The organism is Paenibacillus sp. GD4 (assembly GCF_030846225.1).
Taxonomy (GTDB): domain Bacteria; phylum Bacillota; class Bacilli; order Paenibacillales; family NBRC-103111; genus Paenibacillus_G; species Paenibacillus_G silviterrae.
Window position 1 is genome coordinate 286,241 of the sequence record NZ_JAVCYK010000001.1, and the last position, 23,675, is coordinate 309,915.

At 51.4% G+C, this 23,675-nt stretch carries 30 protein-coding genes and 2 pseudogenes; 9 read left to right on the forward strand and 23 right to left on the reverse strand.

What is annotated here, in order from left to right:
• Positions 1-2: 2 nt before the first annotated feature.
• On the reverse strand, positions 3-398 hold the full coding sequence (locus RAC89_RS01205) for a hypothetical protein (RefSeq protein ID WP_306611244.1): 396 nt from the start codon (positions 396-398) through the stop codon (positions 3-5).
• Between the two features lie 158 nt (positions 399-556).
• A pseudogene (locus RAC89_RS01210) lies at positions 557-1,370 on the reverse strand (SDR family oxidoreductase).
• A 175-nt stretch (positions 1,371-1,545) separates the two neighbouring features.
• Between RAC89_RS01210 and udk the strand changes: the two are divergent.
• Positions 1,546-2,160 carry a uridine kinase gene (gene udk, locus RAC89_RS01215; RefSeq protein WP_306611245.1) on the forward strand — a complete coding sequence of 205 codons (615 nt, stop codon included), beginning with the start codon at positions 1,546-1,548 and terminating at the stop codon, positions 2,158-2,160.
• 69 nt (positions 2,161-2,229) lie between these two features.
• Here udk and RAC89_RS01220 read toward each other — a convergent pair whose 3' ends face one another.
• The 5 genes from RAC89_RS01220 to RAC89_RS01240 all read right to left on the reverse strand — a co-directional run bounded on the left by RAC89_RS01220 (position 2,230) and on the right by RAC89_RS01240 (position 6,652).
• Positions 2,230-3,762 carry a flotillin lipid rafts scaffold protein FloT gene (locus RAC89_RS01220; protein ID WP_306611246.1) on the reverse strand — a complete coding sequence of 511 codons (1,533 nt, stop codon included), beginning with the start codon at positions 3,760-3,762 and terminating at the stop codon, positions 2,230-2,232.
• A gap of 15 nt (positions 3,763-3,777) precedes the next feature.
• Positions 3,778-4,314, reverse strand: a complete 537-nt coding sequence (locus RAC89_RS01225; protein WP_306611247.1) for an NfeD family protein — start codon at positions 4,312-4,314, stop codon at positions 3,778-3,780.
• A 131-nt stretch (positions 4,315-4,445) separates the two neighbouring features.
• Positions 4,446-4,670, reverse strand: coding sequence for an alpha/beta-type small acid-soluble spore protein (locus RAC89_RS01230; RefSeq protein WP_284639683.1), 225 nt, complete (start codon positions 4,668-4,670; stop codon positions 4,446-4,448).
• Positions 4,671-4,772: 102 nt separating this feature from the next.
• On the reverse strand, positions 4,773-5,702 hold the full coding sequence (locus RAC89_RS01235; protein WP_306611248.1) for a bile acid:sodium symporter family protein: 930 nt from the start codon (positions 5,700-5,702) through the stop codon (positions 4,773-4,775).
• Between the two features lie 137 nt (positions 5,703-5,839).
• Positions 5,840-6,652, reverse strand: coding sequence for a hypothetical protein (locus tag RAC89_RS01240; RefSeq protein WP_306611249.1), 813 nt, complete (start codon positions 6,650-6,652; stop codon positions 5,840-5,842).
• A gap of 184 nt (positions 6,653-6,836) precedes the next feature.
• On the opposite strand from RAC89_RS01240, the gene RAC89_RS01245 reads away from it, so the two are divergent.
• The gene (locus tag RAC89_RS01245) at positions 6,837-7,823 is read left to right on the forward strand and encodes a YpdA family putative bacillithiol disulfide reductase (RefSeq protein ID WP_306611250.1); all 987 of its coding nucleotides are present in this window, start codon (positions 6,837-6,839) and stop codon (positions 7,821-7,823) included.
• A 38-nt stretch (positions 7,824-7,861) separates the two neighbouring features.
• Here RAC89_RS01245 and RAC89_RS01250 read toward each other — a convergent pair whose 3' ends face one another.
• Together RAC89_RS01250 and RAC89_RS31630 are read right to left on the reverse strand one after the other, a co-directional pair.
• A complete protein-coding gene (locus RAC89_RS01250; protein ID WP_306611252.1) occupies positions 7,862-8,590 on the reverse strand; it encodes a phosphonate ABC transporter ATP-binding protein in 729 nt (242 codons plus the stop codon).
• Between the two features lie 29 nt (positions 8,591-8,619).
• A pseudogene (locus tag RAC89_RS31630) lies at positions 8,620-8,685 on the reverse strand (50S ribosomal protein L32); the annotation flags it as partial.
• A gap of 36 nt (positions 8,686-8,721) precedes the next feature.
• Here RAC89_RS31630 and RAC89_RS01255 point away from each other — a divergent pair.
• Positions 8,722-8,901, forward strand: a complete 180-nt coding sequence (locus tag RAC89_RS01255; protein WP_284639693.1) for a hypothetical protein — start codon at positions 8,722-8,724, stop codon at positions 8,899-8,901.
• Positions 8,902-8,992: 91 nt separating this feature from the next.
• Here the strand turns inward: RAC89_RS01255 and RAC89_RS01260 are convergent, their stop codons facing one another.
• Complete coding sequence (locus RAC89_RS01260) at positions 8,993-9,139, reverse strand: hypothetical protein (protein WP_284639695.1); 147 nt, start codon at positions 9,137-9,139, stop codon at positions 8,993-8,995.
• Positions 9,140-9,320: 181 nt separating this feature from the next.
• Between RAC89_RS01260 and RAC89_RS01265 the strand changes: the two genes are divergently transcribed.
• The 3 genes from RAC89_RS01265 (at position 9,321) to RAC89_RS01275 (ending at position 11,181) form a co-directional block, all read left to right on the forward strand.
• Positions 9,321-9,491 (forward strand): aspartyl-phosphate phosphatase Spo0E family protein, encoded by a 171-nt coding sequence (locus RAC89_RS01265; RefSeq protein WP_284639696.1) that lies wholly within the window; start codon positions 9,321-9,323, stop codon positions 9,489-9,491.
• Positions 9,492-9,685: 194 nt separating this feature from the next.
• Positions 9,686-9,868: a hypothetical protein gene (locus tag RAC89_RS01270; protein ID WP_284639698.1), complete on the forward strand. Its 183-nt coding sequence runs from the start codon at positions 9,686-9,688 to the stop codon at positions 9,866-9,868.
• Positions 9,869-10,005: 137 nt separating this feature from the next.
• Entirely contained in the window at positions 10,006-11,181 is a 1,176-nt protein-coding gene (locus RAC89_RS01275) for a M20 family metallopeptidase (RefSeq protein ID WP_306611253.1), read from the forward strand.
• A 70-nt stretch (positions 11,182-11,251) separates the two neighbouring features.
• Here the strand turns inward: RAC89_RS01275 and RAC89_RS01280 are convergent, their stop codons facing one another.
• The 3 genes from RAC89_RS01280 to RAC89_RS01290 form a co-directional block, all read right to left on the reverse strand.
• Entirely contained in the window at positions 11,252-11,974 is a 723-nt protein-coding gene (locus RAC89_RS01280; protein ID WP_306611254.1) for an amino acid ABC transporter ATP-binding protein, read from the reverse strand.
• Positions 11,967-12,632: an amino acid ABC transporter permease gene (locus RAC89_RS01285; protein ID WP_373429998.1), complete on the reverse strand. Its 666-nt coding sequence runs from the start codon at positions 12,630-12,632 to the stop codon at positions 11,967-11,969. Before RAC89_RS01285 ends, RAC89_RS01280 begins: the two co-directional genes overlap by 8 nt.
• 122 nt (positions 12,633-12,754) lie before the next feature.
• The gene (locus tag RAC89_RS01290; RefSeq protein ID WP_284639706.1) at positions 12,755-13,600 is read right to left on the reverse strand and encodes an ABC transporter substrate-binding protein; all 846 of its coding nucleotides are present in this window, start codon (positions 13,598-13,600) and stop codon (positions 12,755-12,757) included.
• 192 nt (positions 13,601-13,792) lie between these two features.
• Here RAC89_RS01290 and bcbE point away from each other — a divergent pair, with 192 nt between their 5' ends.
• The 3 genes from bcbE to RAC89_RS01305 are packed head-to-tail and all read left to right on the forward strand — an operon-like array spanning position 13,793 to position 15,539.
• Positions 13,793-15,082 (forward strand): bacillibactin exporter BcbE, encoded by a 1,290-nt coding sequence (bcbE, locus tag RAC89_RS01295; RefSeq protein ID WP_306611257.1) that lies wholly within the window; start codon positions 13,793-13,795, stop codon positions 15,080-15,082.
• A gap of 29 nt (positions 15,083-15,111) precedes the next feature.
• Positions 15,112-15,345, forward strand: coding sequence for a hypothetical protein (locus RAC89_RS01300; protein WP_306611259.1), 234 nt, complete (start codon positions 15,112-15,114; stop codon positions 15,343-15,345).
• A gap of 23 nt (positions 15,346-15,368) precedes the next feature.
• Positions 15,369-15,539: a hypothetical protein gene (locus RAC89_RS01305; protein ID WP_306611260.1), complete on the forward strand. Its 171-nt coding sequence runs from the start codon at positions 15,369-15,371 to the stop codon at positions 15,537-15,539.
• Positions 15,540-15,590: 51 nt separating this feature from the next.
• On the opposite strand, the gene RAC89_RS01310 is transcribed toward RAC89_RS01305, so the two are convergent.
• The 10 genes from RAC89_RS01310 to RAC89_RS01355 form a co-directional block, all read right to left on the reverse strand.
• Entirely contained in the window at positions 15,591-15,878 is a 288-nt protein-coding gene (locus tag RAC89_RS01310) for an RNA-binding protein (RefSeq protein WP_306611261.1), read from the reverse strand.
• Between the two features lie 63 nt (positions 15,879-15,941).
• The gene (gene ssuE, locus RAC89_RS01315) at positions 15,942-16,556 is read right to left on the reverse strand and encodes an NADPH-dependent FMN reductase (RefSeq protein ID WP_306616017.1); all 615 of its coding nucleotides are present in this window, start codon (positions 16,554-16,556) and stop codon (positions 15,942-15,944) included.
• A 142-nt stretch (positions 16,557-16,698) separates the two neighbouring features.
• On the reverse strand, positions 16,699-16,917 hold the full coding sequence (locus RAC89_RS01320) for a YezD family protein (RefSeq protein ID WP_306611262.1): 219 nt from the start codon (positions 16,915-16,917) through the stop codon (positions 16,699-16,701).
• Between the two features lie 84 nt (positions 16,918-17,001).
• Positions 17,002-17,838, reverse strand: a complete 837-nt coding sequence (locus RAC89_RS01325) for an alpha/beta hydrolase family protein (protein ID WP_306611264.1) — start codon at positions 17,836-17,838, stop codon at positions 17,002-17,004.
• Positions 17,839-17,862: 24 nt separating this feature from the next.
• Positions 17,863-18,924, reverse strand: coding sequence for a sulfate/molybdate ABC transporter ATP-binding protein (locus tag RAC89_RS01330; RefSeq protein ID WP_306611265.1), 1,062 nt, complete (start codon positions 18,922-18,924; stop codon positions 17,863-17,865).
• 6 nt (positions 18,925-18,930) lie between these two features.
• Entirely contained in the window at positions 18,931-19,818 is an 888-nt protein-coding gene (gene cysW / locus RAC89_RS01335) for a sulfate ABC transporter permease subunit CysW (protein ID WP_306611266.1), read from the reverse strand.
• A gap of 11 nt (positions 19,819-19,829) precedes the next feature.
• The gene (gene cysT / locus RAC89_RS01340) at positions 19,830-20,666 is read right to left on the reverse strand and encodes a sulfate ABC transporter permease subunit CysT (protein WP_306611267.1); all 837 of its coding nucleotides are present in this window, start codon (positions 20,664-20,666) and stop codon (positions 19,830-19,832) included.
• Between the two features lie 65 nt (positions 20,667-20,731).
• Positions 20,732-21,826: a sulfate ABC transporter substrate-binding protein gene (locus RAC89_RS01345; protein ID WP_306611268.1), complete on the reverse strand. Its 1,095-nt coding sequence runs from the start codon at positions 21,824-21,826 to the stop codon at positions 20,732-20,734.
• Positions 21,827-22,122: 296 nt separating this feature from the next.
• Positions 22,123-22,569: a Fur family transcriptional regulator gene (locus tag RAC89_RS01350; RefSeq protein ID WP_284639726.1), complete on the reverse strand. Its 447-nt coding sequence runs from the start codon at positions 22,567-22,569 to the stop codon at positions 22,123-22,125.
• A 27-nt stretch (positions 22,570-22,596) separates the two neighbouring features.
• A complete protein-coding gene (locus tag RAC89_RS01355) occupies positions 22,597-23,577 on the reverse strand; it encodes a CobW family GTP-binding protein (RefSeq protein ID WP_373429999.1) in 981 nt (326 codons plus the stop codon).
• Positions 23,578-23,675 lie beyond the last annotated feature (98 nt).

Genomic DNA, 23,675 nt, shown 5'->3' on the forward strand with positions numbered 1-23,675 from the left:
TTCTATGATATCGCGTCTAACCCGCCATATCGGGAGATAGCAAGCAAAAGGTCCTGAAGTATCGGCAGTACGAATTGAACCGAACCTAGTGTAAAAATACCGCTGCGGTTATGAACCTCAGCTTCCCTTACATACACACGGTAATGCTGCATACCGGTATGAAAATTCACCATCTCATCTCCGGAAGCCCGGCGGTTATGGAACGTGACCGGTCTGGAGCCGATCGGCTGCTCAAACGGTGTAATGCTGATAATATCCTCGAGACGGATATGATAATTGACATGGGGCTTCTGAAATACCAGCTCCTTCGTAGAAACGGTAAGCCCGAAATCATGCTTTTTGTGCGAATGCTTCAGATCCCCATCCAGCGTTTTAATCGAAATGAAATTGTCGTTCACGTTCTCTCCTCCTCCCTTAGTGACCCACAAAGCGGCTTTCCTTGGAACGGCCAAAACGTGCTAACAGTGTACCATACATCCGTTTAGTTGTGCCATACCTTGGCCATGAAAAAAGAGACCGGAGCTTGTCAGGAACCGGCCTCTTCCACTACATAGATCTATAATAATGACTCTGCTCCATCCACATAAATTTCGGTACCCGTAATATGGCTCGACGCATTGGAGGCCAAATAGGCGACAAGATCGGCTACCTGCTCCGGCTTCCCAGGTCCATGCTCAAGCGGCTGGCTGCCCTCAGGATATTGGATCGGAATTTTGATCTTATCAAGCTCCGGCGTCGGGTGGGTGCTTTCCCCGATGTTCGTTTGGATGGCGCCCGGGCAGATCACATTCACGCGGATGTGATACCGGGCAAGCTCAAGGGCAGCCATCTTCGCAAAAGCGACCTGTCCCGCCTTCGACGAGCTGTATGCCGCCATCCCGAAGCTAGTAAATCCGGCTGCCGTTGATCGAGCTGGTAATGATGATGCTGCCTCCCTGCTTCTTCATGTGGGGAATCGCAAATTTAACCGTATGGAACGTGCCTGTCAGATTCGTGGTAAGCGTCTTGTCCCAATCCTCCGGCTTCATGTCCTCAATAGGAGCGACAACACCGTTAATACCCGCATTGGCGAACACGATGTCAATGCGTCCCCATTGCTTCACTGCAGCCTCAATGGCTTGCTGCACGCGCTTCGCATCCGCAATATCGACATCCTCGGCCAACACTTGCCCTCCGAACGACTCGATCTCCCGCTGCACCTGTTCGCACCGCTCATCCTTCAGGTCGGCCAAGACGACCTTAACGCCCTGCTTAGCCAAAGCAATCGCAGCGCCCCGTCCAATACCGGATGCCGCACCGGTCACAAAGGCGATTTTGTCCTGAAGATCCGGTAATACGATGCGCTGCTTCTCCATAGTCAACGTTGTCATGTTCCCTGCCTGCCTTTCATGCTATATTTTGTCTAGCCAAAGAAAGATGGCTTTATTTTTCCTCCTCCGGTACAAAATATGTGATGAACCCCGTCTCGCTCGTTTTCCGAGTGGGATTATGCTACAATACCGAAATTAGGTCTTATTTTTCGACACAGGAGGCTTTATTGCATTTATGTTGATTATCGGAATTGCCGGAGGTACCGGCTCGGGCAAAACAACGGTGGCGCGTTCAGTGATCGACCGGATGGGGGCGGATAAGGTCACGTTCATCTCCCAGGATAACTATTACAAGGATCATTCCCATCTAAGCTTCGAGCAAAGGGAGACGATCAACTACGATCACCCGCTAGCCTTCGACAACGAGCTTCTCTTCATCCATCTGAAGCAGCTGAAGCAGAGCGATACGGTCCATGCACCGGTCTATGACTTCTCCAAGCATGCTCGTTCCGCTAACGAATCCGTGGAGCTGCTGCCCAATAAAATTATTATTATCGAAGGTTTGCATGTGCTGTCGGACGAAAATTTGCGCAGCATTTTGGATATCAAGGTGTTCGTCGACACCGATCCCGACGTTCGTATTTTGCGCCGGGTGCTCCGTGATATCAATGAACGCGGCCGGTCGATCCAATCGATTTACGATCAATACTTGTCTACGGTCAAGCCGATGCATGAAGCGTTCATTGAGCCCTCGAAAAAATATGCCGACCTGATCATCCCGGAAGGCGGGCATAACGAAGTCGGCATCCAGCTGCTTACCATCTTGACGGAAAAGTATTTAATGGCATAAATGATTAACGACAGAAAACACCTGCAAACCGCTCAAAACGAGCGATTGCAGGTGTTTTTCGTTGACACATTATGACGGGTTTTTCGGTGTCTCCAGGGCCGTAGCCGCTTCCGCTTTCGCTTGCGCCGGCGCCTGAGCAACCGAATGCGCTGCCCCGACGCGGCTTGTAAGACCCTTAACCAGCTGCTCCACGTCGATTCCGCTTACGCTCTTCAGCATCTCCGGAGCCGTCGCCATGAGCGAGGTGACATAGTTGCTGACCCGTGCCGCTCCTTCGCCATGTCCCGTATCGACGACGGTCAGCTTGTCGATGGCCTTGATCGGCTCCGCCACGCGTCCGGCGAGCTCAGGCAGCATCTTCACGATGATGTCCAGCACCGCCGCTTCGCCGAACTTCTCGAACGCCTCGGCCAGCTTCTGCTTCGCCTCGGCCTCCGCCAAGCCTCGCAGCCGGATGACCTCGGCCTCCGCGGTACCCTTCGCACGCTCCGCGTCGGCTTCGGCAAGACCCGCAAGCCGCTTCTGCTCCGCCTGCGCTCTGGCTTCCGCTTCTATGCGGTACTGCAGCGCGTCCGCTTCACGCAGCTTCTTCGCCTTGTCGGCTTCGGCTGCCTGCTCTACCGCATACCGGTCCGCATCGGCCTTCTTCTTGACCTCCGCGTCATACTGCTTCTCCCGGCGCAGGATTTCCTTCGCCTCAAGATCGATTTCGCGCTCCTTACGTACGAGCTCGACGCGCATTTGCTCCTCGACTACCGTCTGCTTCGAGCGGGCTTCCTGCACGTGGTAGGCTTGGTCGGCTTCCGCCTTGGCCATGTCCTGCTCCCGTTTGAAGGAAGCAACCTTCAGCTGGTTCTCCTTCGATGCTTCAGCGATGTTCGTATCGCGCAGCAGCTCCGCCTTCTGCCCTTCCTCTTCCGCCCGCGCCTTCTGAATTCTCGCATCCCGGACGGCTTCCGCCTCTGCGATTTCCGCATCGCGCTTCACGGCTGCGATTCTCGGCTTACCGAGAGCATCTAGATAGCCGTGCTTGTCTCGAAGGTCCTTAATCGTGAAGGAGACGATCTGCAGCCCCATTTTCTTCAGATCCTTGGCGGCGACGCCCTGGACCTCCTGAGCAAATTTATCGCGGTTACGATAAACCTCCTCTACGGTCATCGAACCGAGGATCGCCCGCAGATGTCCCTCGAGCACCTCCTGCGCTTCGCCCTTCAAGGCTTCCGTAGGCTTGCCCATAAATTGCTCCGCCGCCGTGGCAACATCCTCTACCGCGCCGCCGATCTTAATAATTGCTACCCCATCAGCCATTACCGGTACGCCTTGCTCCGTATATACCTCCGGAGTAGAGACGTCCAGCTTGTGCGATAACAGCGACAGAAACTCCGCCTGCTGGAATACGGGAAGGATGAAGGATCCTCCGCCTCGCACAATTTTGATTTTCCGGCCGGTTTCATCCGTCAGCACATTGCTGCTGCCGAGGAACGACCCCGTTACGATCATCGCTTCATCCGGACTTACGGTTTTGTAACGCGCCCAGAAGGCCAAACCGAGAACTACAATGACACCCACTACCAGAATCGGGACTACGAATGCATCAGGCATGTACGCAAAACTCCTTTACAATGTGTTATCATCCAAGCGGGAAACCAGTAAGGTACGATCCTTCACTTCAACCGTAACCACTCTGGCTCCCGCCTCGATTGCGTTCCCGTCGAAGCTGGCCGCTATCTGGTTGGTAACCCCGCCTCCTGCTCGCAGCATGACCTCGCCGTATCCTCTTGCCGGAATCGGCACGGTGACCTCACTGATCCTTCCGACCAAATCCTCCATGGAGAAGGCAATGGAGCTCTCGCTGTTACGCATGGGCTTGACGTACAGGAAATAGACGGCCATAGCCGATAGAACCGCCATCAGGAAGGAAAGGATCAGAATCGCGGCCGTTCCGATAGACGTATACTTCGTCAACAGAATTCCTGCCCCGCCCAGAACGGACATACTGCTGAAAAGCACCATCGGCTGCAGCTTATCCAGCAGGTCGCCGGAAAGAAAATCCAAAGTTCCGTCCAGCACCCCGCTCAGCAGATCTCCAAAAACGACCGTCACCAAGGCGAAAAGTACACCGGTTATCAAAAGCCCCCAGTACAGCTCCAGCATCCAACGACCCTCCTTACGTCGTATTCATATAACATACTAAGTAATACGTAACGAACCGTCAGGAAGTTGCGTAAAAAACAAAATGACCAAGGCGCCGAAGCGCCTTGGTCATTTTTACTCAGTAAGTACGATTAGAATTTGTTACCTGCCAGTTGTTGTTCAGCGATTTGCACCAAACGGCGGGTAATATGTCCCCCGATTGCACCGGTATCACGAGTAGCCATGTACCCGTAGTACCCGTCTTGCGGGATTTGGATGCCCAGCTCTTGAGCTACTTCATATTTCAATTGTTCCAAAGCTTGATTTGCCTGAGGTACTACAAGTACGTTGCTGCTGCGAGATTGTCCGTTTGCCATTGTTTATACCTCCTGTAAATCGTTTTTTGTTGTTACATCCTCTATTATGGCGCGAAAAGGCTGACACTATCCAAAGTTTAGATAGTAACTTTTTCCATGAAATTAAGGACTTGTCCGTTTCTTCATCACGGTATGAACAAACAGCGCGATCGGATGCTGTACCAGCACAGCCAGCATAATCGGCACCGCGACCTTGGGGGAAAAATACAGCTGGGCGATGACCATGCCCGCCGTATAATTGCGAATCCCGCCGCTGTAAGTAAAGGCAATCTCCGAGGAGGTAACGAGTCTCATCCACGCCATCGTAACCCAGCTTCCGATATAGCCGAGCACGATTAATCCGGCAACCGCCATGATCAGCGAAACGATCTCTTTCGTAAATCCCCCCATGGAGGAAGCCATCGCTGCAGCGTTCAGCATCACGATAATGTACAGGGTGACCTTGGAGGACAACGACATCACCACCCTGATCTTTTGCCGGCTCTTCAGCTTTCGGATCGCCGCTCCGACGGCAATGCCGACAAGACAAGGAATGACCACAAGCCTGACGACCCCCCAAATAAGCGGGATCGTGTCCATGCGGACGGATTCGCCCAGCAGACTGATCAGAGTAAATGGAATGAGAAGCGGACTGAGCAAGGCATCAATGGTCACCATGGAAATGGCAATCCCGACATTCCCCTTGCTTAAGCTGACCCAAACGATCGAAGTTACTCCAATGGGCATGATCATGGCTAACAGGATTCCCAGCTGAAACTCACCCGAGCCCTCATAGAACATCGTTAACAGTTTAAAGGTAAGCACGGGCAGCACGATATGGAACATCAGCAGCAGCGTAATCATGGGCAGCGGACGACGCCATACCTCCATGAACTGATCCTTCGTAACATTCATGGAGGAGACGAAGGTCAAAAACATAAACAAATAAGGTACATAAGATATATAGTCTCGAAGCGTCTCCTCCATGGTGTACCCGAGCCACAACAGGATCGGCAGCAAAATAATAATCCAACGTTCCAATGTTCGATTCAAGAGTGATAGCAGCGTTTCGCTCATAGTGCTCCCCCGGACCTGAATATGGCTTCTGTTCCCCCTGCGCCGCTTGTCCTTCACTCATCTGTATGCGTGAGCTCGTCTTTTCAATACACCAAATCAGCAAGTTTCTTCCCTCAAGTTGATCGCAGTGCAATCATCTGATAGACCGGCCGCGAATCTCCTTTCAATTGCACTTCCTTCAGCTTCATCTGGGAGGAGCCGTCCCCGTCCAAAAAGATGCCGTCGATCAGCCGCCCGGGCATGATCGTCTCCAGGATGGCCGTACGGAACTGCTCCGCCGTGCACGGCTTGTCCGATACAATCAACCATAGCTGCTGCTGAGCGTCGTAGACCGCGCCCGATCGAAGGCGCGGCTCCTCCATGAGCGGCATATCCTCCTTGCGGGCCTGCTCCGCCCAACGTCCCGGATCGGACAGCGACATGCTGACTCCGCCTTGAGCCCAGTAATGCTGCTTGTCCGTCACCTGCAGCTCGTCGGCAGCAAGGACCACCTGCGTAGAAAATCGCCTCGCCGCTGCGTCCCAGACAAGCGTTCCCTTCGGGTGATCGATATTGTGCCAGCCTGAGCCATAGTCCTCGGCCTGACCTTTGACCGGCAAGTTGTTCATTACGGCTATGCTGAGCAGATATCCTTGCCAGAAGAAGCCCCCATTGATCCCGTAATCCGATTCCTTCGTAACATTGCCGGAGATAGCCTTCAAGGTCACAGCATCCGGCGAGGTTCGGACGGCATGCAGCTTCACGCCGTTACCGGCCTTGGTTTCATAATAGCTGTACAACAAGGGCTCGGGGAGCGGCTCACGCGCAGGCAAGCCGAAGCCTAACACAGCAAGCAGATTTCCTGCGAGGAAACCTATGAAATACAATTGCAGGCGTTTCCAGTTGACAGCGCGAGCCTTGCCGTGCGTGAGCACCCTGCTCATCATCTCTCAAAGCACCTCTTTCATTCGCCGATAGTTTACCATTCTATGTTTCTATTCTACGAAACATAACGCTATGATATGTCACTTGCCAGCCGTGAACCCGAGACAATTGTGCTGTTCCTGCAAATCCGTTACTATAGTATGGAAAGCTGCTAACTTTCTACTACTAGGAAAGCGTGGTGCGTTTATGGAAGACGTTATCATCATCGGGGCGGGCCCCTGCGGACTATCGGCCGGCTTGGAGCTCCGGAAGACGGGGATCGATCCGCTAATCATAGAGAAGGAATGCGTCGTCCATTCCATTTACTTATACCCGACCTATATGCAGTTCTTCAGTACTCCGGAGCTGCTGGAAATCGGCGGTTATCCGTTCTCGACCCCGCATGAGAAGCCCTATCGGATCGAGGCGTTGCATTATTACCGCACGGTTGCCGAGAGAAGCAAGCTGCGAATCGAATCCTATCGGACGGTGACCGCCATTGAGAAAAAGCCGGACGGCCATTTCGAGCTGACCGTTGCTAACCGGAGCGGGGAACGCTATACGGCTGAGGCCAAGCACGTGATTGTGGCCACGGGCTATTTCGACCATCCGAATCTGCTGGGGATTCCCGGCGAAGAGCTTCCCAAGGTGACGCATTATTACCGGGAAGCACATCCGTATACAGGAATGAAGGTGGCTGTTATCGGGGGAAGTAACTCCGCCATTGATGCGGCGATGGATCTTATGAAGGCCGGCGCCGACGTAACGGTCGTCTATCGTGGCGAAGGCTATTCCGGAGTTATCAAGCCATGGGTTTTACCGATCTTCGAAAGCATGGTGAACAAAGGACGCATTCGTATGCTGTTCCGATCCCAAGTCATTCGCATCGAGGAAACTACCATAACCATCACGCAAGAGGGCGCCGAGCGTACGCTGGATAATGATTTTGTGCTGGCCCTTACGGGCTTTCGCCCCGACAGGAAGCTGATTACTGCGGCTGGCGCCGAACTGAACGAGAACGGCGAATCCCCGATCTTTCATCCCGAAACGATGGAAACAACCGTTCCCGGTCTTTATATTGCCGGAGTTGCCGCCTCTGGCAAGAACGCCAATGAAGTGTTCATCGAGACAGGCCGTCTGCATGGCGGAATGATTGCCCGTGACATCGAGCGGAAACAAAAACGGTCGTCCTGAGCTTCTCAGGCGACCGTTTCTTGCTACTATGATGTTATCTAAAAAATAAGATCCTTTTCCCTCTGCGTCAATCGTCTTCCGGCGATATCCACTACCAGCTTGCCTCCGGACAAGCCCCAAATACGGCTCCCGTACTTCTCCGCCAGCTCCACTTGGTGCAAACTGCAGAGCACAATCATCTTCTCTTTCTCACATAGCCGCTTTAAGTCTTCCAATACCCGGCTGGCCGCTTCCGGATCCAAGCCGGACACCGGCTCGTCCGCAAAGATGACGCGTGCCCCCTTGATCAGCGCCTTGCAAACCGCCACCCGCTGCTTCTCCCCGCCGCTCAGCTTCTCAACCGGTTCATGCGCTTTATCGAGAAGTCCCACTCGGTCCAAATAATCCATGGCTTCCATGTGATCGTCCTCCGATACACTGTTGGTAAGAAAGCGCCACCATGACTTTTTGAACAGAAGAGCGCTCAGCACATTCTTCAATGCGGATTTTTTCGGATTCAGCGCCGGCTTTTCTTCGAGGAAAAACCATTCCTTGCGCAGCTGAAGCTTCTCCCATGTTCCGATCTTGGAGATGTCCTTGCCGTCATAAATATACTGGCCTTCATCCCATTTTTCTTTCAGCGATAAGCATTTGAAGAAAGTGGTCTTACCGCTTCCGCTGGATCCGAGAAGCGCGACCAGCTCCCCTTCATCCGCCTGAAAGCTGATTTTATCAAGAATCAAATGATTGGGAGGATAGCTCTTGCTTAAATTGCGTACGATGATCATTCGTCCGATGTCTCCTTTATCCCGGCATTCTATGGTACTACTATAACATGACGGCCCACATAAAAACCACAGCCGGGGCACAACCTATGTTGTGTTTCCCATTATATCGAATTGGTAAGGAGTGATTCCTCATGAAGCATCAACTGGTCAAAATGGTATGTGAACGAGCGAATATTTCGGAAGGTCAGGCTAATGAAGCGATCGAAACGGTGATCGGCTACTTTAAAACCCGCATCCCGGCTGAATTTGCCGATGAGCTGGGCAACCTGGCAGCCGGTCACAATCAAGACAACGCGGACCCGAACCAATAATAATCAAGTTCAGCAGCCCCGGCCCTAAAGCCGGGGTTTTTGCCCAAACAAAAAAGCCGCCATAATGATGACGGCCAAGAAATCCGAAATGCTATTGAGGGTTAGTTTCCTTCGGCACCTCATTCAGGCTAGGCGGGCGTTTCGCCACCTTATCCGCATGCATAATGGCCTCCGGCTCCGTAAACTTATGCTCTTTAAAGTTCGGATTGTTCGGATGATTTGCTTTTTCGCTGTCCATTCTCGTCACCTCCACTGCAGTTACTTTGTCTCCTTAGCCGTCACATTATGCTCCTTTCGACCGTTTGTCATAAAATATTTAAATTTTATCGACACGTTTTTACAACTTTCCCGGCGGACAAGCCTTATAATAGCTCCTTAGCGGAACTTATTTGGGCATGAATCGGGGTTGAACAGTTGAAATGGATGAATTGAAATTAAAGCAGGATCTGGAACGCATGCAGTTTCAGCTGTATCACTTGGTCGAACAAAAGGGCAGCTTCGTTGATCCCAAGGTTGTAGAGCTCAGCCAAAAAATCGACCGATTGGTACTCACGATGCAGCAGCTCAGGATGAAAAATAAGGCCAAATAGCTACGAGACCCTAAAAGTACGAACCGTACAAAATTAGGCGTCTCTTTTTTTCTTTTCGGCTTGATAAATGTAACATGATATGTTATATTAAAACCAAGGAAAATCAAGGGTTTCAGCAATGTAAACACTTACTTAAATAGCAGCTTTCACACTATTGGTCGACTAGGCAGAACATCACAAAGGAGCGATGAGCCATGAGTCAACACGCTGAGCAGCCGCAAGAAAAGAAAATCTCCGTCGAGCTTACCTTGAATGAGGCGCTGGCCTTAACCGGTGTCCGTTTCCGTGAGAATCATCAACTGGAAGTTGAAGCGGTGCAGAAGATTAAGCGCCAATTGGAGGAGCAAATTCTTGATCCTCGAAGAAACCTGCAATAACACATGACCATAACCCGCCGAGCCTAAACGGTGATGAAGACTCCTGCAAGCGATAGCTGCGGAGTCTTCTTTGTATTTACCCGGCCGATTTCATATAATGAAAGCTATAGATTCCGAAAGGAGCGCATAACTCTGCCATGAAACAACAGATCGCCCGTACCATTGATACCTATGCGGATTCCTTGATTGAGCTGTCCCGCTATATCGGGAATCATCCGGAGCTGGGACATGAAGAATTTCAAGCCTGTGCCCGTTTGACGGAGGCGTTACGGCAGCACGGCTTCCAGGTACAGAACCCTTACCATGGGCTCCCTACAGCTTTTCTAGGAGAGTATCAGTCTCCCAAACCGGGCCCGATTCTCGCTTTCCTATGTGAATATGACGCTCTGCCGGAGCTCGGCCATGCCTGCGGTCACCACTTGATCTGTACGATGGGCCTTGCTGCGGCCATTGGGCTGAAGTCTGTTATTGACGAGCTCGGCGGCACCATTCGCGTCTACGGCACGCCTGCGGAGGAAACCAAAGGGGCGAAAGTGACCATGGCGGCGGAAGGCCTGTTTGATGATGTAGATGTTGCTCTGATGGCTCACCCCTTCTATACATACGAGCGTTCCGGGCAATCCCTGGCGATGGATGCGGTGCAGTTCGAATACTTCGGCAAGGCTGCTCACGCTGCCGCAAGCCCTTATGAAGGCGTCAATGCCCTGGATGCCGTCCTCCTGCTGTTTCAATCGATCGGTGCCTTGCGGCAGCAGCTCAGGAGCCATGCCCGCCTTCACGGGATTATCAACGACGGGGGAAAAGCACCGAACATTATTCCCGATTATGCATCCGCTCAATTTTATATCCGTTCGGCCAATCGCCCTTATACGGATGAAGTTGTGCAGAAGGTGCTGCGCTGTGCGGAAGGGGCTGCGCTTCAAACGGGCTGCCGGCTGGAATGGTCTCATTATGAATACTCCTATGACGAGTTGATTACGAACGAGACACTGTCGGAGCTTTTTACCAAAAATTTGGTGGAGCTGGGCATCCGGGAAGAGGAAATCGAGTACGGTAAAGATCACGGCTCACTAGACCTCGGCAATGTGTCGCGCCACTGCCCTGCCATTCATCCTTATATCAAGGTGATAGATGAGAAGCATCTGCTGCATACGAAGGAATTCCGGGACTTGGCGATGCAGGACCGAGCCTTCGAAGGGATGCTGCTTGGAGCCAAGTCTCTCGCCTTTACAGCATACGATGCGGCCGCCAATCCGGACGTGCTGCGCGCAATCAAGGAAGAATTCGTGCGGAGTCTTAACCAAGACGCTTAAAAACGAAAAGAGACCCTGCTGCACCGCACTGATCTCGTGCGGTGTAAACAGGGTCTTTTTTTCTGAATCGTTATAGAACCTTGCGTAAAAATTCTTGAGTTCTCGGGTGCTGAGGATTGGCAAATACGTTCTCAGGCTTCCCCTGCTCGACGATGTTGCCTCCGTCCATGAAGATGAGTCGGCTCCCCACTTCCTTGGCGAAGCCCATCTCGTGAGTGACGACAACCATTGTCATCCCCTCCGCCGCGAGCTCCTTCATGACGTCAAGCACTTCTCCTACCATCTCCGGGTCGAGCGCTGACGTCGGCTCGTCGAAGAGCATCACATCCGGAGACATGGCTAACGCCCGCGCAATGGCGATTCGCTGCTTTTGTCCGCCGGACAGCTGCCCCGGGTAGCTCTTCGCCTTGTCGCTAAGCCCGATCCGCTTCAGCAGGTTCATGGCGATCCCGTTGGCTTCCGACTCGCTCAGCTTCTTCAGCTTGCGGGGGGCGAGCGTAATATTGTCCAGCACAGTCATGTGCGGGAACAGGTTAAACTGCTGAAATACCATCCCCATCCGCATCCGCAGCTGATTAATATTTTGCTTGCCCTTGAGCAGGGAGACTCCGTCAAATACGATATCGCCCCCTGTCGGCTGCTCAAGCAAATTCAAGCAGCGTAGGAATGTGCTTTTCCCTGAGCCGCTCGGACCGATAACGACCACAACCTCGCCCTTCCGGATTTCAATATCCACCCCGGTCAGCACATGATTGCTCCCAAACGATTTATGCAGCCCCGTCACGTTAATCACTGGTCTTCATCCTCCTTTCGGCGACCCCAAGCAGCTTCGACAGCGTTAAGGTCATGATGAGATAAATGACGGCGGCAACGATCAGCGGCTCAAAAGGCTGTGCCGTGTTGCCCCGTACCGTATCGGCGCTATACATCAGCTCGCTGATTCCGATAACCGATACGATGGACGATTCCTTAATAATGACGATAAATTCATTCCCTAGTGCAGGCAGCACATTGCGGAAAGCCTGCGGCCAAATGATGAAGCGCATGGCCATGCTTTGAGGCATACCCAGCGAACGCGCCGCTTCCATTTGTCCTTTATCAATGGCTTGAATCCCCGCACGGAACGTTTCGGCTACATAAGCGGCGCTGTTGATCGATAAGGCTACCACCCCTGCCATAAAATCGGGGAAGGAGCTGCTGATCGCCGGAATTTCCGGGAATTGAATGCCCAGTTTCGGCAGACCGTAATAAATGATATACAGCTGCACCAGCAGCGGCGTGCCCCGGATGACCTCAATATACGCAACGGCAATGTAGCGAAGGACGGAAAAACGGGACATTCTCATCATCGCCACAACCATTCCGAGTACAACCCCAAAAAGCACGGTAAGAATCGATAAGATTAATGTGGCTTTAGCCCCGTTAAGGAAAAACATGTAGTACTTGTCCATAAAATCAAAATTCAACCTAACTCCACCACCTTTGCCAAGTAGGATTTGTTTATAACCAACAAAAACCCGACGGACAGGTCCGCACAGGTTTTTGTCAAGAAGCGGCTATGAATCTCCAGATATTATTCCACCATATCGTTGGCTTCAGCAACAAGCTTATCGATGGTTTTATCCTTCATCAGACGATCCAGCGTTTTATTCATGGCCTCAACGAGCTCAGGCGCTCCTTTTTTCAAAGCAATCGCGGAGCCGCTGTCTTCCGTATTCAGCTTGATGCTTTCCGCTACCATCAGATCCTTATTTTTGGCCAAATAAGCCGTTGCCACCGGCAGCTCTACAACAAGTGCATCGACCTTCTTGTTTTTCAGCTCCAGCATCAAATCGGAAATTTTACCAAGCGGCTTCACTTCCGAATTAGGCATTTGTTCCTTTACGATTTTTTCTTGTGTTGCACCCTTCTGTGCCCCCACCTTTTTCCCTTTCAGGTCATCGATGGATTTGAATTTATCTTTATCTTCCGCACGGATAACAACCGTCTGGACAGCCGTATAATAAACCTTGGTAAAGTCAACACTCTTCTTACGCTCTTCTGTCGGCGTCATGCCGGAAATGACGAAATCTACATTGCCTGCTTCCAGCGCTGCGAGCAAGCCGTCGAATTTCATATCCTTCATTTCAAGCTCAACACCGAGGTCCTTAGCAATCGCCCTCGCAATTTCAATATCAAAGCCGACAATTTCGTCCTTTTTGTTGACTTCCTTATGGAATTCGTAAGGAGGGTAATCGGCGCTAGTGCCTACAACAATTTTACCGGCCTTTTTAATTTGATCCAGCTTCGTTTCCTTTTGCGCAGCCGGGGCAGCAGATCCGTTCGCCGGCTGAGCTGCGGGAGCTGCCTTCTGTCCGCAAGCAACGATAACCAGTGTCATACATAGAAACAAAAACAAAAGTGCTTTCTTTTTAGTCATTGGTCAATTCCCCTTTCTGAGTAACTTCAACATTATATAATATGGCACTTCGTTTGACAATAACTTCTGCCATTCGACAAGTTTGTTGGTGATAGGTTCAATCCACGTTCATGTCATTATTTACCATATGGTTTACAGTTACCGGACATGCCGGACATCTCGACAATACCAAAATGAAGGGTGGTCCGTTTCATGGAAGCCAAGAAAACATGGGATTTGGTTGCCGTCTCCTCCATTCCCTTGATCATGACACTAGGGAATTCAATGTTGATTCCGATTCTTCCATCCATATCCAGGGAGCTGCACATTACGTCTTTTCAAGTCAGTATGATCATTACCGTATATTCCGTGATCGCCATTCTGCTGATTCCGATTGCCGGCTTCTTGTCGGACCGGTTCGGCCGCAAAATCGTCATTGTTCCCAGTCTTATATTGGCCGGGATTGGCGGCTTGATTTGCGGGCTGGCCGCTTGGTGGATGAACGACGGGGCCGCATATTGGACGATTTTGGCTGGCCGTTTTCTTCAAGGTATCGGGGCTGCAGGAGCTTTCCCTATCGTGCTGCCTCTTGTTGGAGATATGTTCAAGAATGAAAAAGAGGTCAGCCATGCGCTGGGACTGGTGGAAACCTCGAATACGTTCGGTAAGGTTCTTAGCCCTGTTCTCGGGTCCCTCCTGGCACTATGGATCTGGTACATTCCGTTTCTGGCCATACCTGTGCTATGTCTGATTTCCGTCCTGCTCGTTGCCTTTTTGGTCAAAACGCCAAAGAAGGAGGATAACGAAGAGAAGAAGGAATCGGTTCAAGAATTTCTACATTCATTGAAAGAGATCGCAAGGGAGAAAGGCCGTTGGCTTGCCGGCGTATTCGCGATCGGGGCGATTTGCATGTTCGTCCTGTTTGGAATCTTGTTTCAAATTTCCAATGTACTTGAAGAGCAGTATCAAATCGACGGGATTTGGAAAGGCGGCTTGCTGGCCGTCCCCCTTTCGCTCCTATGTCTTTCTTCTTATATAACGGGAAAGTGGATCGGGGAAAATAAAAAACGAATGAAATGGGTTACCGTGCTCGGCATGCTGCTGCTATCGGGAGCGCTCGTTTGTACGGCACTATTCGGGATCAGCATATTATGGCTGCAATTTGTATGGATCGGACTGGCTGGGATCGGTATTGGGGTTGCCCTTCCTTGTCTGGATGCCTTTATTACAGAGGGGATCAGTAAAAAAGAACGAGGGACGGTAAGCTCGGTGTACAGCAGCATGCGGTTCATCGGGGTTGCCGCCGGTCCGCCCGCCGTATCTTTGTTGGTTGTGCTTGGCCACTCTATGCTGTACTTCATCCTTACGGGTGTGAGCGTAGTCGGTGCTCTTCTTGCGTTATTCGCAATTCGACCGAAGTCCGCAGGACCGACGGATTCAAATAACGAAGAAGAAACCTTGCATGAAAAGAAAGTGCATCGGGGAAAAATACCTGCGGTGTGAGTGCTTCAAAAGAAAGGCGGCGAACGGAAGTGCAGCAATCAAATGACAAAGTGAAAGCGGAAAAAATGGCGGGACAAAGAGCCAGCTGGGAGCTTCCCGACGATGTGCCGTTCGAGGCCGTTCATCAGGCTTCCGCCGGTAATTCGGAAGCTCCGGGACTGGACCGGCAAGCAGGCATTCCGGCAAATTATGAAAGCAGTCATGTAAGCTACCAGGATGAAAACCATTTTGAGGTTAAGCCGGAGCCGGGTCGGCTCGGTTAATTTGGAAAGCGAGGTGAAATCGTATGAGCAACGAGCAGCAATTCCAAGAGTTGAATGAGGTGGACGCAAGTATCCGAAATGATGTTCCGAACGTCAACGTAAATACGGGATCCGGAAACAAGGAGAAAACCGTAGTTAACGCCAAAGAGAACACACATTTGGATAATTCGCATATTTCCGTAAATCAAGAGTAAGCAAAAGGCTGACCTTGCAGTGATAAGTCACTAAGGGTCAGCCTCATTTTCTTATCGGGAGCTTTGTACAAAGTCGTACAGCTGCTTGGTTAAGCCCCCCTTCCCGAATTTCAAATAACGTCCATTCCCCCGTTCCTGCAAATGCGGTGAGGACAGGAAGGCAGCAATGGTTTGTCTTCTTTGCACAACCTCCCGGATGCCGAAGCGGTATAACCATTCATCCATCGTGTTATAGATACCCCGGTTCAAGCCATAAACCTCGAAGCAATGGGTAACGAATTGATAATCCGGCAAATGCCATAGCTCTTCATGTGCCTGCAGCTGTGTCCGTGTGATCAATGGAATCATCTCCTTCTATCGAATAAGTGCGATCCAAGATCTGCTTCTCACAGTAAGAAGCCGCTAGTCCCTTCTCGCAGTATGGCAGGCGAAATCGGCATATTTGCTGCTTTGCTCCCCTGCAATCGCAAGTTCAGCTTCTTTTGTACCGGTGAATCCCTCTCTTGCTTTCACTTCCTGCAAATATTCCTGTAAGGCTGCCTTGATCCGCTGTACCAGCTCCTCATCGAGCTCGAACTTATCGTTATCTACACGCTGTACCTGCGAATCAAGGGCATAAACTCCGTTCCATTGGTACCGGGCACCAAGAGCGGATAGCACCGGCTTAAGCGTGCGGTCGATTGCTACCAAATGGGCTTCCATGCCGCCTATGGCAACCGGAAGAATCGTTTTCCCTTCCAGGCTCTTTGGCGGAACGAGTTCCAAATACGTTTTGAGCACTCCGGTATAGGTGGCCTTGTAGTTCGGCGTTGCTATGACTAATGCATCCGCATGCTCCACAATCCGGTTCGCGGCAAGAATGGCCGGGCTGTCGAGCTTGGTAAACATCAGGTCCTCCGCAGGCAGCTGTCTCACATGCACCCACTCGATCTCGTGACCATTCGAGGCAACGACCTCCGATACCAGTTCCAATACACCGTTCAAGCGAGACGTTTCCGAAGGGCTCCCCGAAATCATCGCAACCTTTGCCAAAGTGATACCTCTCCTTTATTGTGATTTGAAGAAAAAGAGACCTCCCTTACCCGCGGGATCAGTTCCGATGTTGGCCCTGCTCACAAGGTAAAGGAAGTCTCCGGTGATCCGGTAGACTGCGATTGTACTATGGATGGGTACGCTGCTGCTTCGTTTCCGTTACATTACGTACCACTGTGTTCTGGCGAGCCTGATGCTCACTGTCAAACCGCTTGCGCTCCGTGCGCTCGATTTGTACGATTCTGCCGTCATGAACGATAATTTGTACGGTTCCATACTCCAAACCGTTAACACTTTGCAGGATGCGCTTGCTCCATACCTCATCAATATCAAGCGGCTTTGCCATACGTGAACACCCTCCCGGTTGTATATTTCACTTATTTCCCATGCGTTTACTTGGTTTTTAATGTTTAAAAATAACGCCCTTGGCTTAAATGATCCAGTCGTTCCATTCCTTCTTGCGCCGCTCCAACGAGAGCAGCCAATCCTTCGTTGTCCGGAAGAGCTCTTCCTTCGCTCTCGCCGTTGAATAAGTATGGTTCGCCTGAAAGATGATCTCTTTATCGCAGGTCCCTTGAGATCTCATCCAGAACAGCTTCTGGTATAAGAAGCAATAATCCACCGGGATCGTCTCGTCGCTTGTGCCGTGCACTAGCAGCACGTCGCCGCTGCACTTGCGCGTCTGCTCAAGAGGCTGGTGCTTGGATAACGACTCGAAGAAGTCCGGTGTCAATTGATACCCTAAGTAGTCGGCCGAGCCGTGCTGAATGGCCTCGTCATACACTTCGCGGGTGGTAATGTTCACGATATCCGTAAATGGATGGGCTACCGCTGACCAAAGAACCAGTGTTTTCACGCGCTTGTCACGCGCCGCTGTCAGAATCGCGACTGCACCTCCTAGACTATGTCCGAGAAGAATGATCCGCTGCGGGTCGACGCAATCCATGTCATAGGCGTAATCGATGACATACCGGGTTTGATCGATCAGCTGATCCAAGCCTCCCGAGCCGTAGTCTCCCGTGCTCTCTCCGCAGCCTCCGTAATCGAACCGCAGCACCATATAGCCGGCGCGGCTGAACTCTCTGGCGGCGTTCACGAACAGCCGGTCCACCCCGACGCGGCTGCCCACGAAGCCGTGGGCGATAATAATGACCGGGTACCGCCCGTTATTCGGCGACGCCTGATCTTCCGTCACCCCGGCGGAAGGATAATGAAGAGTTGCCGCCAGATCTGCTCCTCCGCTTCGAATCGTGATGTGATGCTCCATAGACAACTCTTCCTTTCCCTCATTTTAGATATGAACAGGCAGCGGATCAATCTTCAAGCTATTCTCTAGTGTCGTGCTGCTCGTTTCATTAAATAAATACAATCGATGAATGAGAACATGTACCTGCTCGCCGGGTTCGATTAACGGCAGCTCCAAGGAGCGATAAGCGAACAGGCGGTCTCTGCCCAATTCTACCTCAATCTGCCAATGATTCCCGCGGAAAAAGGTATTTTTCACTACGCCGGTTTCCGCAGCGGACGGGAAAGAAATCTCGTTCCCCTGCCCGATTTCAATAAACTCCGGCCTAATGATCGCTCTTCCATTCTCAAAATCCCCCGCTTCAAACCCCTTCAAATGAGAAATATTGCTCAACTGGGTCGACTCGCCGATGAAGCTTGCTACAAAAGGCGTGCTAGGCTTCTGATAAATATCGATCGGGGAGCCTTGCTGCTCAAGACGGCCTTGATGAATAATCATGATCTGGTCCGCTACCTCAACGGCTTCCTCCTGATCATGTGTAACGAAGATCGTTGTGATGCCTACACGGTCAATCATGTCCTTGAGCCAAGTTCGGAGCTCCTTGCGCACCTTGGCGTCGATAGCGGCGAACGGTTCATCGAGCAGCAGCAGCTGCGGCTCCGGAGCAATCGCTCGAGCGAATGCGACCCTCTGGCGCTGCCCTCCGGACAGCTGGTGAGGCAGACGCTTCTCCAGCCCCTTGAGGCCGGTCAGCTCGATAAGCTCCGTAACGCGGTCTTTGATTTGCTGCTTGCTGCGCTTCTGTACGGTTAGCCCGAATGCGATATTATCAAACACGCTCATATGCCGAAATAACGCATAGTTCTGAAATACAAACCCGATACCTCTCTCCCGGGGGGGCTTGTTGTTCACCTTCTCGCCGTGAAACAGAATGTCACCGCCGTCCGGTTCCTCCAGGCCTGCCAGCATACGGAGAATCGTCGTTTTGCCGCCGCCGCTGGGTCCGAGCAGACCGATCAGCTTGCCTTTCTCAATCTGAAAGCTGACATCCTTCGTCGCTTGGAAGCTGCCAAAGCTTTTGGTCAAGTGTTTGGCCACGATATGCATATCTCTTTATTCCCCTTTCCTGCTCAGCTGCGATTGGTGTCTCCACTCGATGAAGCTCTTGACTGCCAGAGTAATGACAGCCAGCAGGACTAATAGAGACGCCATCGCGAACGAACCTGCAAAGTTATACTCGTTGTACAATATTTGAATGTGCAGCGGCATCGTATTGGTTGAACCCCGAATATGGCCCGAAACGACGGAAACCGCTCCGAACTCTCCCATGGCTCTGGCATTACACAAGATGACGCCATAGAGCAAGCCCCATTTGATGTTAGGAAGCGTAACCTTCCAGAAGATCCGCCAGCCGCTGGCGCCGAGCGTGACAGCCGCCTCCTCCTCTTGGACGCCTTGCGCCTGCATCAAAGGAATTAATTCGCGTGCAACAAACGGGAAAGTGACGAATACAGTCGCCAGCACAATGCCGGGCAGGGCGAAAATGATTTTGATATCGTGCGCCTGAAGCCAGGGTCCGAACCAGCCTTTAGCCCCAAATAATAGGACATAAATCAAGCCTGAAATGACCGGAGAAACCGCGAAAGGCAGATCAATTAACGTGATGAGTAAATTTTTTCCCTTGAACTTAAATTTCGTGATGGCCCACGCCGCTGCCAGACCGAAGAGCAGATTGGCCGGCACCGCGATAGCTGCAACCGTTAAAGTGAGCTTTATCGCCGCTGCCGCATCCGAATCGACAAGGGCAGCCAAATATACCTCGTACCCTTTGCGGAAGGCTTCGACGAAAACGGAAACAAGCGGGAGGATCAGCAGAAACCCGAGAAATAATCCCGCTATGGTGATCAGCAGCCATTTGACAAGCGCCGGCTCCGTGATGTGTTTCGGTCGTTCGGCCAGTGAAGAGCCTTTCTTGACTGTCGTTGCAACATACCCTGCCATGATGATCCCCCCTACGCCTGCGTTGCATGGCGATTCGTGCGCCATTGCAGATAATTGATGACAAGCAGCATAAGGAAGGAGATCGTCAGCATGACCAGTGCAATTGCCGTAGCACCTGTGTAATCGTATTGCTCCAGCTTTGTCATAATCATCAACGGTGCGATCTCGGTCTTCATCGGCATATTGCCGGAAATAAATACGACCGATCCGTATTCCCCGACGGCTCTGGCGAAAGCAAGAGTGAAGCCGGTTAACAGAGGCGGAAGCAGCTCCGGGAAAATCACCTTGCGGAACGTGTTCCAGCGTCCTGCGCCTAAGCTCACGGCGGCCTCCTCCACTTCCTTCTCCAGCTCTTCAATCACCGGCTGGAGCGTGCGTACTACAAACGGGATCCCGATAAACGTTAACGCCAATGTAATGCCAAGAGGGGTAAAAGCAATTTTAATTCCATGCGGCTCCAGCAGGCTGCCTACCCACCCGTTCTGAGAGTAAATGGTCGTTAAGGCAATCCCCGCTACCGCCGTAGGCAGTGCAAAGGGTAAATCCACGAGTGCGTCTACGATGCGTTTGCCGGGAAAGCTGTAGCGGACAAGCACCCATGCCACAATGAAACCGAAGACGGTATTTATGAGTGCGGCTCCTATGGAAGCCCCGAAGCTTATTTTATAGGATGAAATGACACGCGGATCGAGTATGGTGTTCCAAAAGGCGGACCACGTCATGCCCGACGTTTTGATAAAAATGGCGGACAATGGAAAAAGGACTATCAAACTTAAATACATGACAGTAAAACCCATCGACAATCCGAATCCGGGTAGAATACTGCGCTCTTTCCAAGCTTTACCCATTGCTCATTCTCTCCTAGACGTTCGGAGATCCCGGGTCGGCCGGAATCTCCTCACTCAGATGATAGTTAAGGCTTATAAATTTGGTCGAACACACCGCCGTCGCTGAAATGCGTTTTTTGTGTTTTTTGCCATCCGCCAAACGGCTCGTCGTCGATCTTAAACAAATTCAGCTTAGGGAATTGAGTTTCGTATTTTTTCGCTACCGACTCCAGCCGCGGACGGTAGTAGTTTTTCGCCGCAATATTTTGGCCTTCCTCGCTGTACAGGTATTCCAGGTATCCTTGGGCTACCTCGCGGGTGCCTTTCTTATCTACAATTTTATCGACTACAGCTACCGGAGGCTCAGCAAGAACACTGACGGAAGGCACGACAATCTCGAATTTGTCTTTGCCGAATTCATTAATCGACAGGAACGCTTCATTCTCCCAAGCGATCAGTACATCGCCGATCCCGCGCTGCACGAAGGTGGTTGTAGAGTCCCGGGCACCGGAGTCCAGCACAGGTACGTTCTTAAAGAGCTGCTGCACGAATTCTTTCGCTTTCGCATCATCCTTGTTGTTCTTCTGCCAAGCGTAGCCCCAAGCCGCAACATAGTTCCAGCGGGCGCCGCCTGAAGTTTTCGGGTTAGGAGTAATCACCTGCACCCCCGGCTTCACCAGATCATCCCAATCCTTGATTCCCTTCGGGTTGCCTTTCTTGACGAGGAACACGATGGTCGATGTGTATGGCGAGCTGTTATCCTTCAGCTTCTTCTGCCAATCCTTCTGCAGTACCCCTGCGTCGGCAATGGCGTCAATATCATAAGATAGCGCCAAGGTTACTACATCAGCCTCCAGCCCGTCGATGACGGAGCGTCCTTGCTTGCCGGAGCCGCCGTGCGATTGCTTGAAGGTTACGGTTTGATTGTTTTTGCTTTTCCAGTGAGCGGCGAACGCTTTGTTAAATTCCTGGTAAAGTTCACGAGTCGGGTCGTACGATACGTTGAGCAGTTCTACGGAAGGCTTCGCCGCTGCGGTCGATTTGTTGTCGGTCGGTGCCGGTGCCGAACCGTTGTTCGCGGCCGAACCGCCGCAAGCGGTCAGTCCCACCAAAGATAATGTTAATGCGCCGAATAGAGTCCATTTCTTGAATGCTTGAAACCCCGCTGCTTGAATACCCATCTTTTTCTCTCCCCTTAGTTAACCTAAATTTGAATAATCGATAAGGTTTGCTTATAAATCGTTGTTGCCGCTCCGATTATTAAATAACTTTTCACATTGGTCTAGTTGGTTTTAGATCAACAAAGCACTCTCGGTACTCACATTCCGGCGGTCCGGTCACATTCATTTAATTCCGATGCGTTTACTTTGTTTTATGTCAGTATATTAGCATCGTTAGGCAAATGGTGTCAATTGTTTTTTTGGAAAAAAATGCTCGGTATGAAAAAAAACCTTCCCTGCTGGGAAGGCGCTTGATATTAAGGCGTTGGCGGTGTGCATTCGCTGCAGTAACCGAAAATTTCAAAGCGATGATTTTGAATCTGAAAATCCGAAGGGAGATCCGGGATATGCTTCATCGGACAAAATTCGAACGTAACGGTCTTCTCGCAGCCGAGACAGATCATATGATGATGATGGTGCGACAAACATCTCGCACGGAACTTCAGTCCCTCGTTCAAATAAAATTGTTCCAGCACACCCATTTCGCTTAGCAGCCGAAGGTTACGGTAGACCGTATCGAAGCTGACGCCCGGATATTTTACCTTCATGAAGTCATATACATCCTTGGGCGACAAGTATCCGGCCGATTCGGCAAACAGCTTGGCCAAGCTTTTGCGCTGATCCGTAATTCTCCAGCCCTTAGCGGCCATCGCTTGTAACATATCTTGAACCGTTTCTTCTATGTCATGCTCGTGCTTCGCCATAAGTACCCCATCTCTTTCACGATTTTGTTACAGCTTGGACAGCTCGGCAACCAGCTGCTCTTTATTGAAATGCTCGCCGATGAACACCGCAACGCTCGGGAGCTCCTCTTTCGGTGTAATTTTCAAAAAGTCCATCTCGCGATAGGCATATTGGAACATGAACGGGCTTACCGTATCCGTAAAGCGAAGAATGCCCTTGGCCCGATAAATTTCGTGAGGCAATCGTCCGATCAGCTCTTCAAACCGCTCGCTGTCAATCGGATGGTCAAAATAATGAGTATATACCATCACGTGCTCATGGGAATGATGGGCAGCCGTATGAGAGTGATGCCCGTGATGGCTCGGATTGCCGCAGCTGCAGGCTTCTCCCTCGGCATGGCGATGTGTCTTGGACACGGAACCCTCCAGCTGTTGAAATAAGGAAAGGTCAATCTCTGCTTTGACCGTCACCTCAATAGGCGCCACTGGATTCAGCTCGCGGAGCTGCTTTTCCACAGACTGCAATGTATCGTGCTCGACAAGATCACTTTTGTTCAAGATCAAATGGGTTGCACAGCGGATCTGATCCTGCATAAGACGGAAGGTTTTGCCGGTGGATCGTTCGGCCCGCTCGGCGAATTGCGCAGCATCGACTACGGTGATCACCGATTTCAATTCCAGCTGGGTTAGCAACGAGGCATCCGTAACCCCATCGAGAATCTCGATCGGATTCGCAGCGCCAGTGCATTCTACGAAAACAACGTCCGGCTTGTGCTCCTCGATGAGCTCCTTCAGCTCCAGTCCAAGATCGCCGCGAATCGTGCAGCAGATACAGCCGCCCAGCATCTCGGTCATCGGCACCTCGTCCCCGACGAGCATACCGTCCAAATTCACGTCGCCCAGCTCATTCATCAATACCGCAGGCTTCAAGTCTTGCAGCTTATAATAATCCAGCGCCCGGGTAAGCAAGGTCGTCTTGCCGCTTCCCAGGAATCCGCTTAAAATATGAACGGGAACTGCCTTGGTCATCGTAACTGCACCGCTTTCTTTTGACAAGGTAAGGATCGTATCCTTCCATTTTATCATGACTGTATAGAACTGTCACATCCCGATCTGCTTCTAATTTC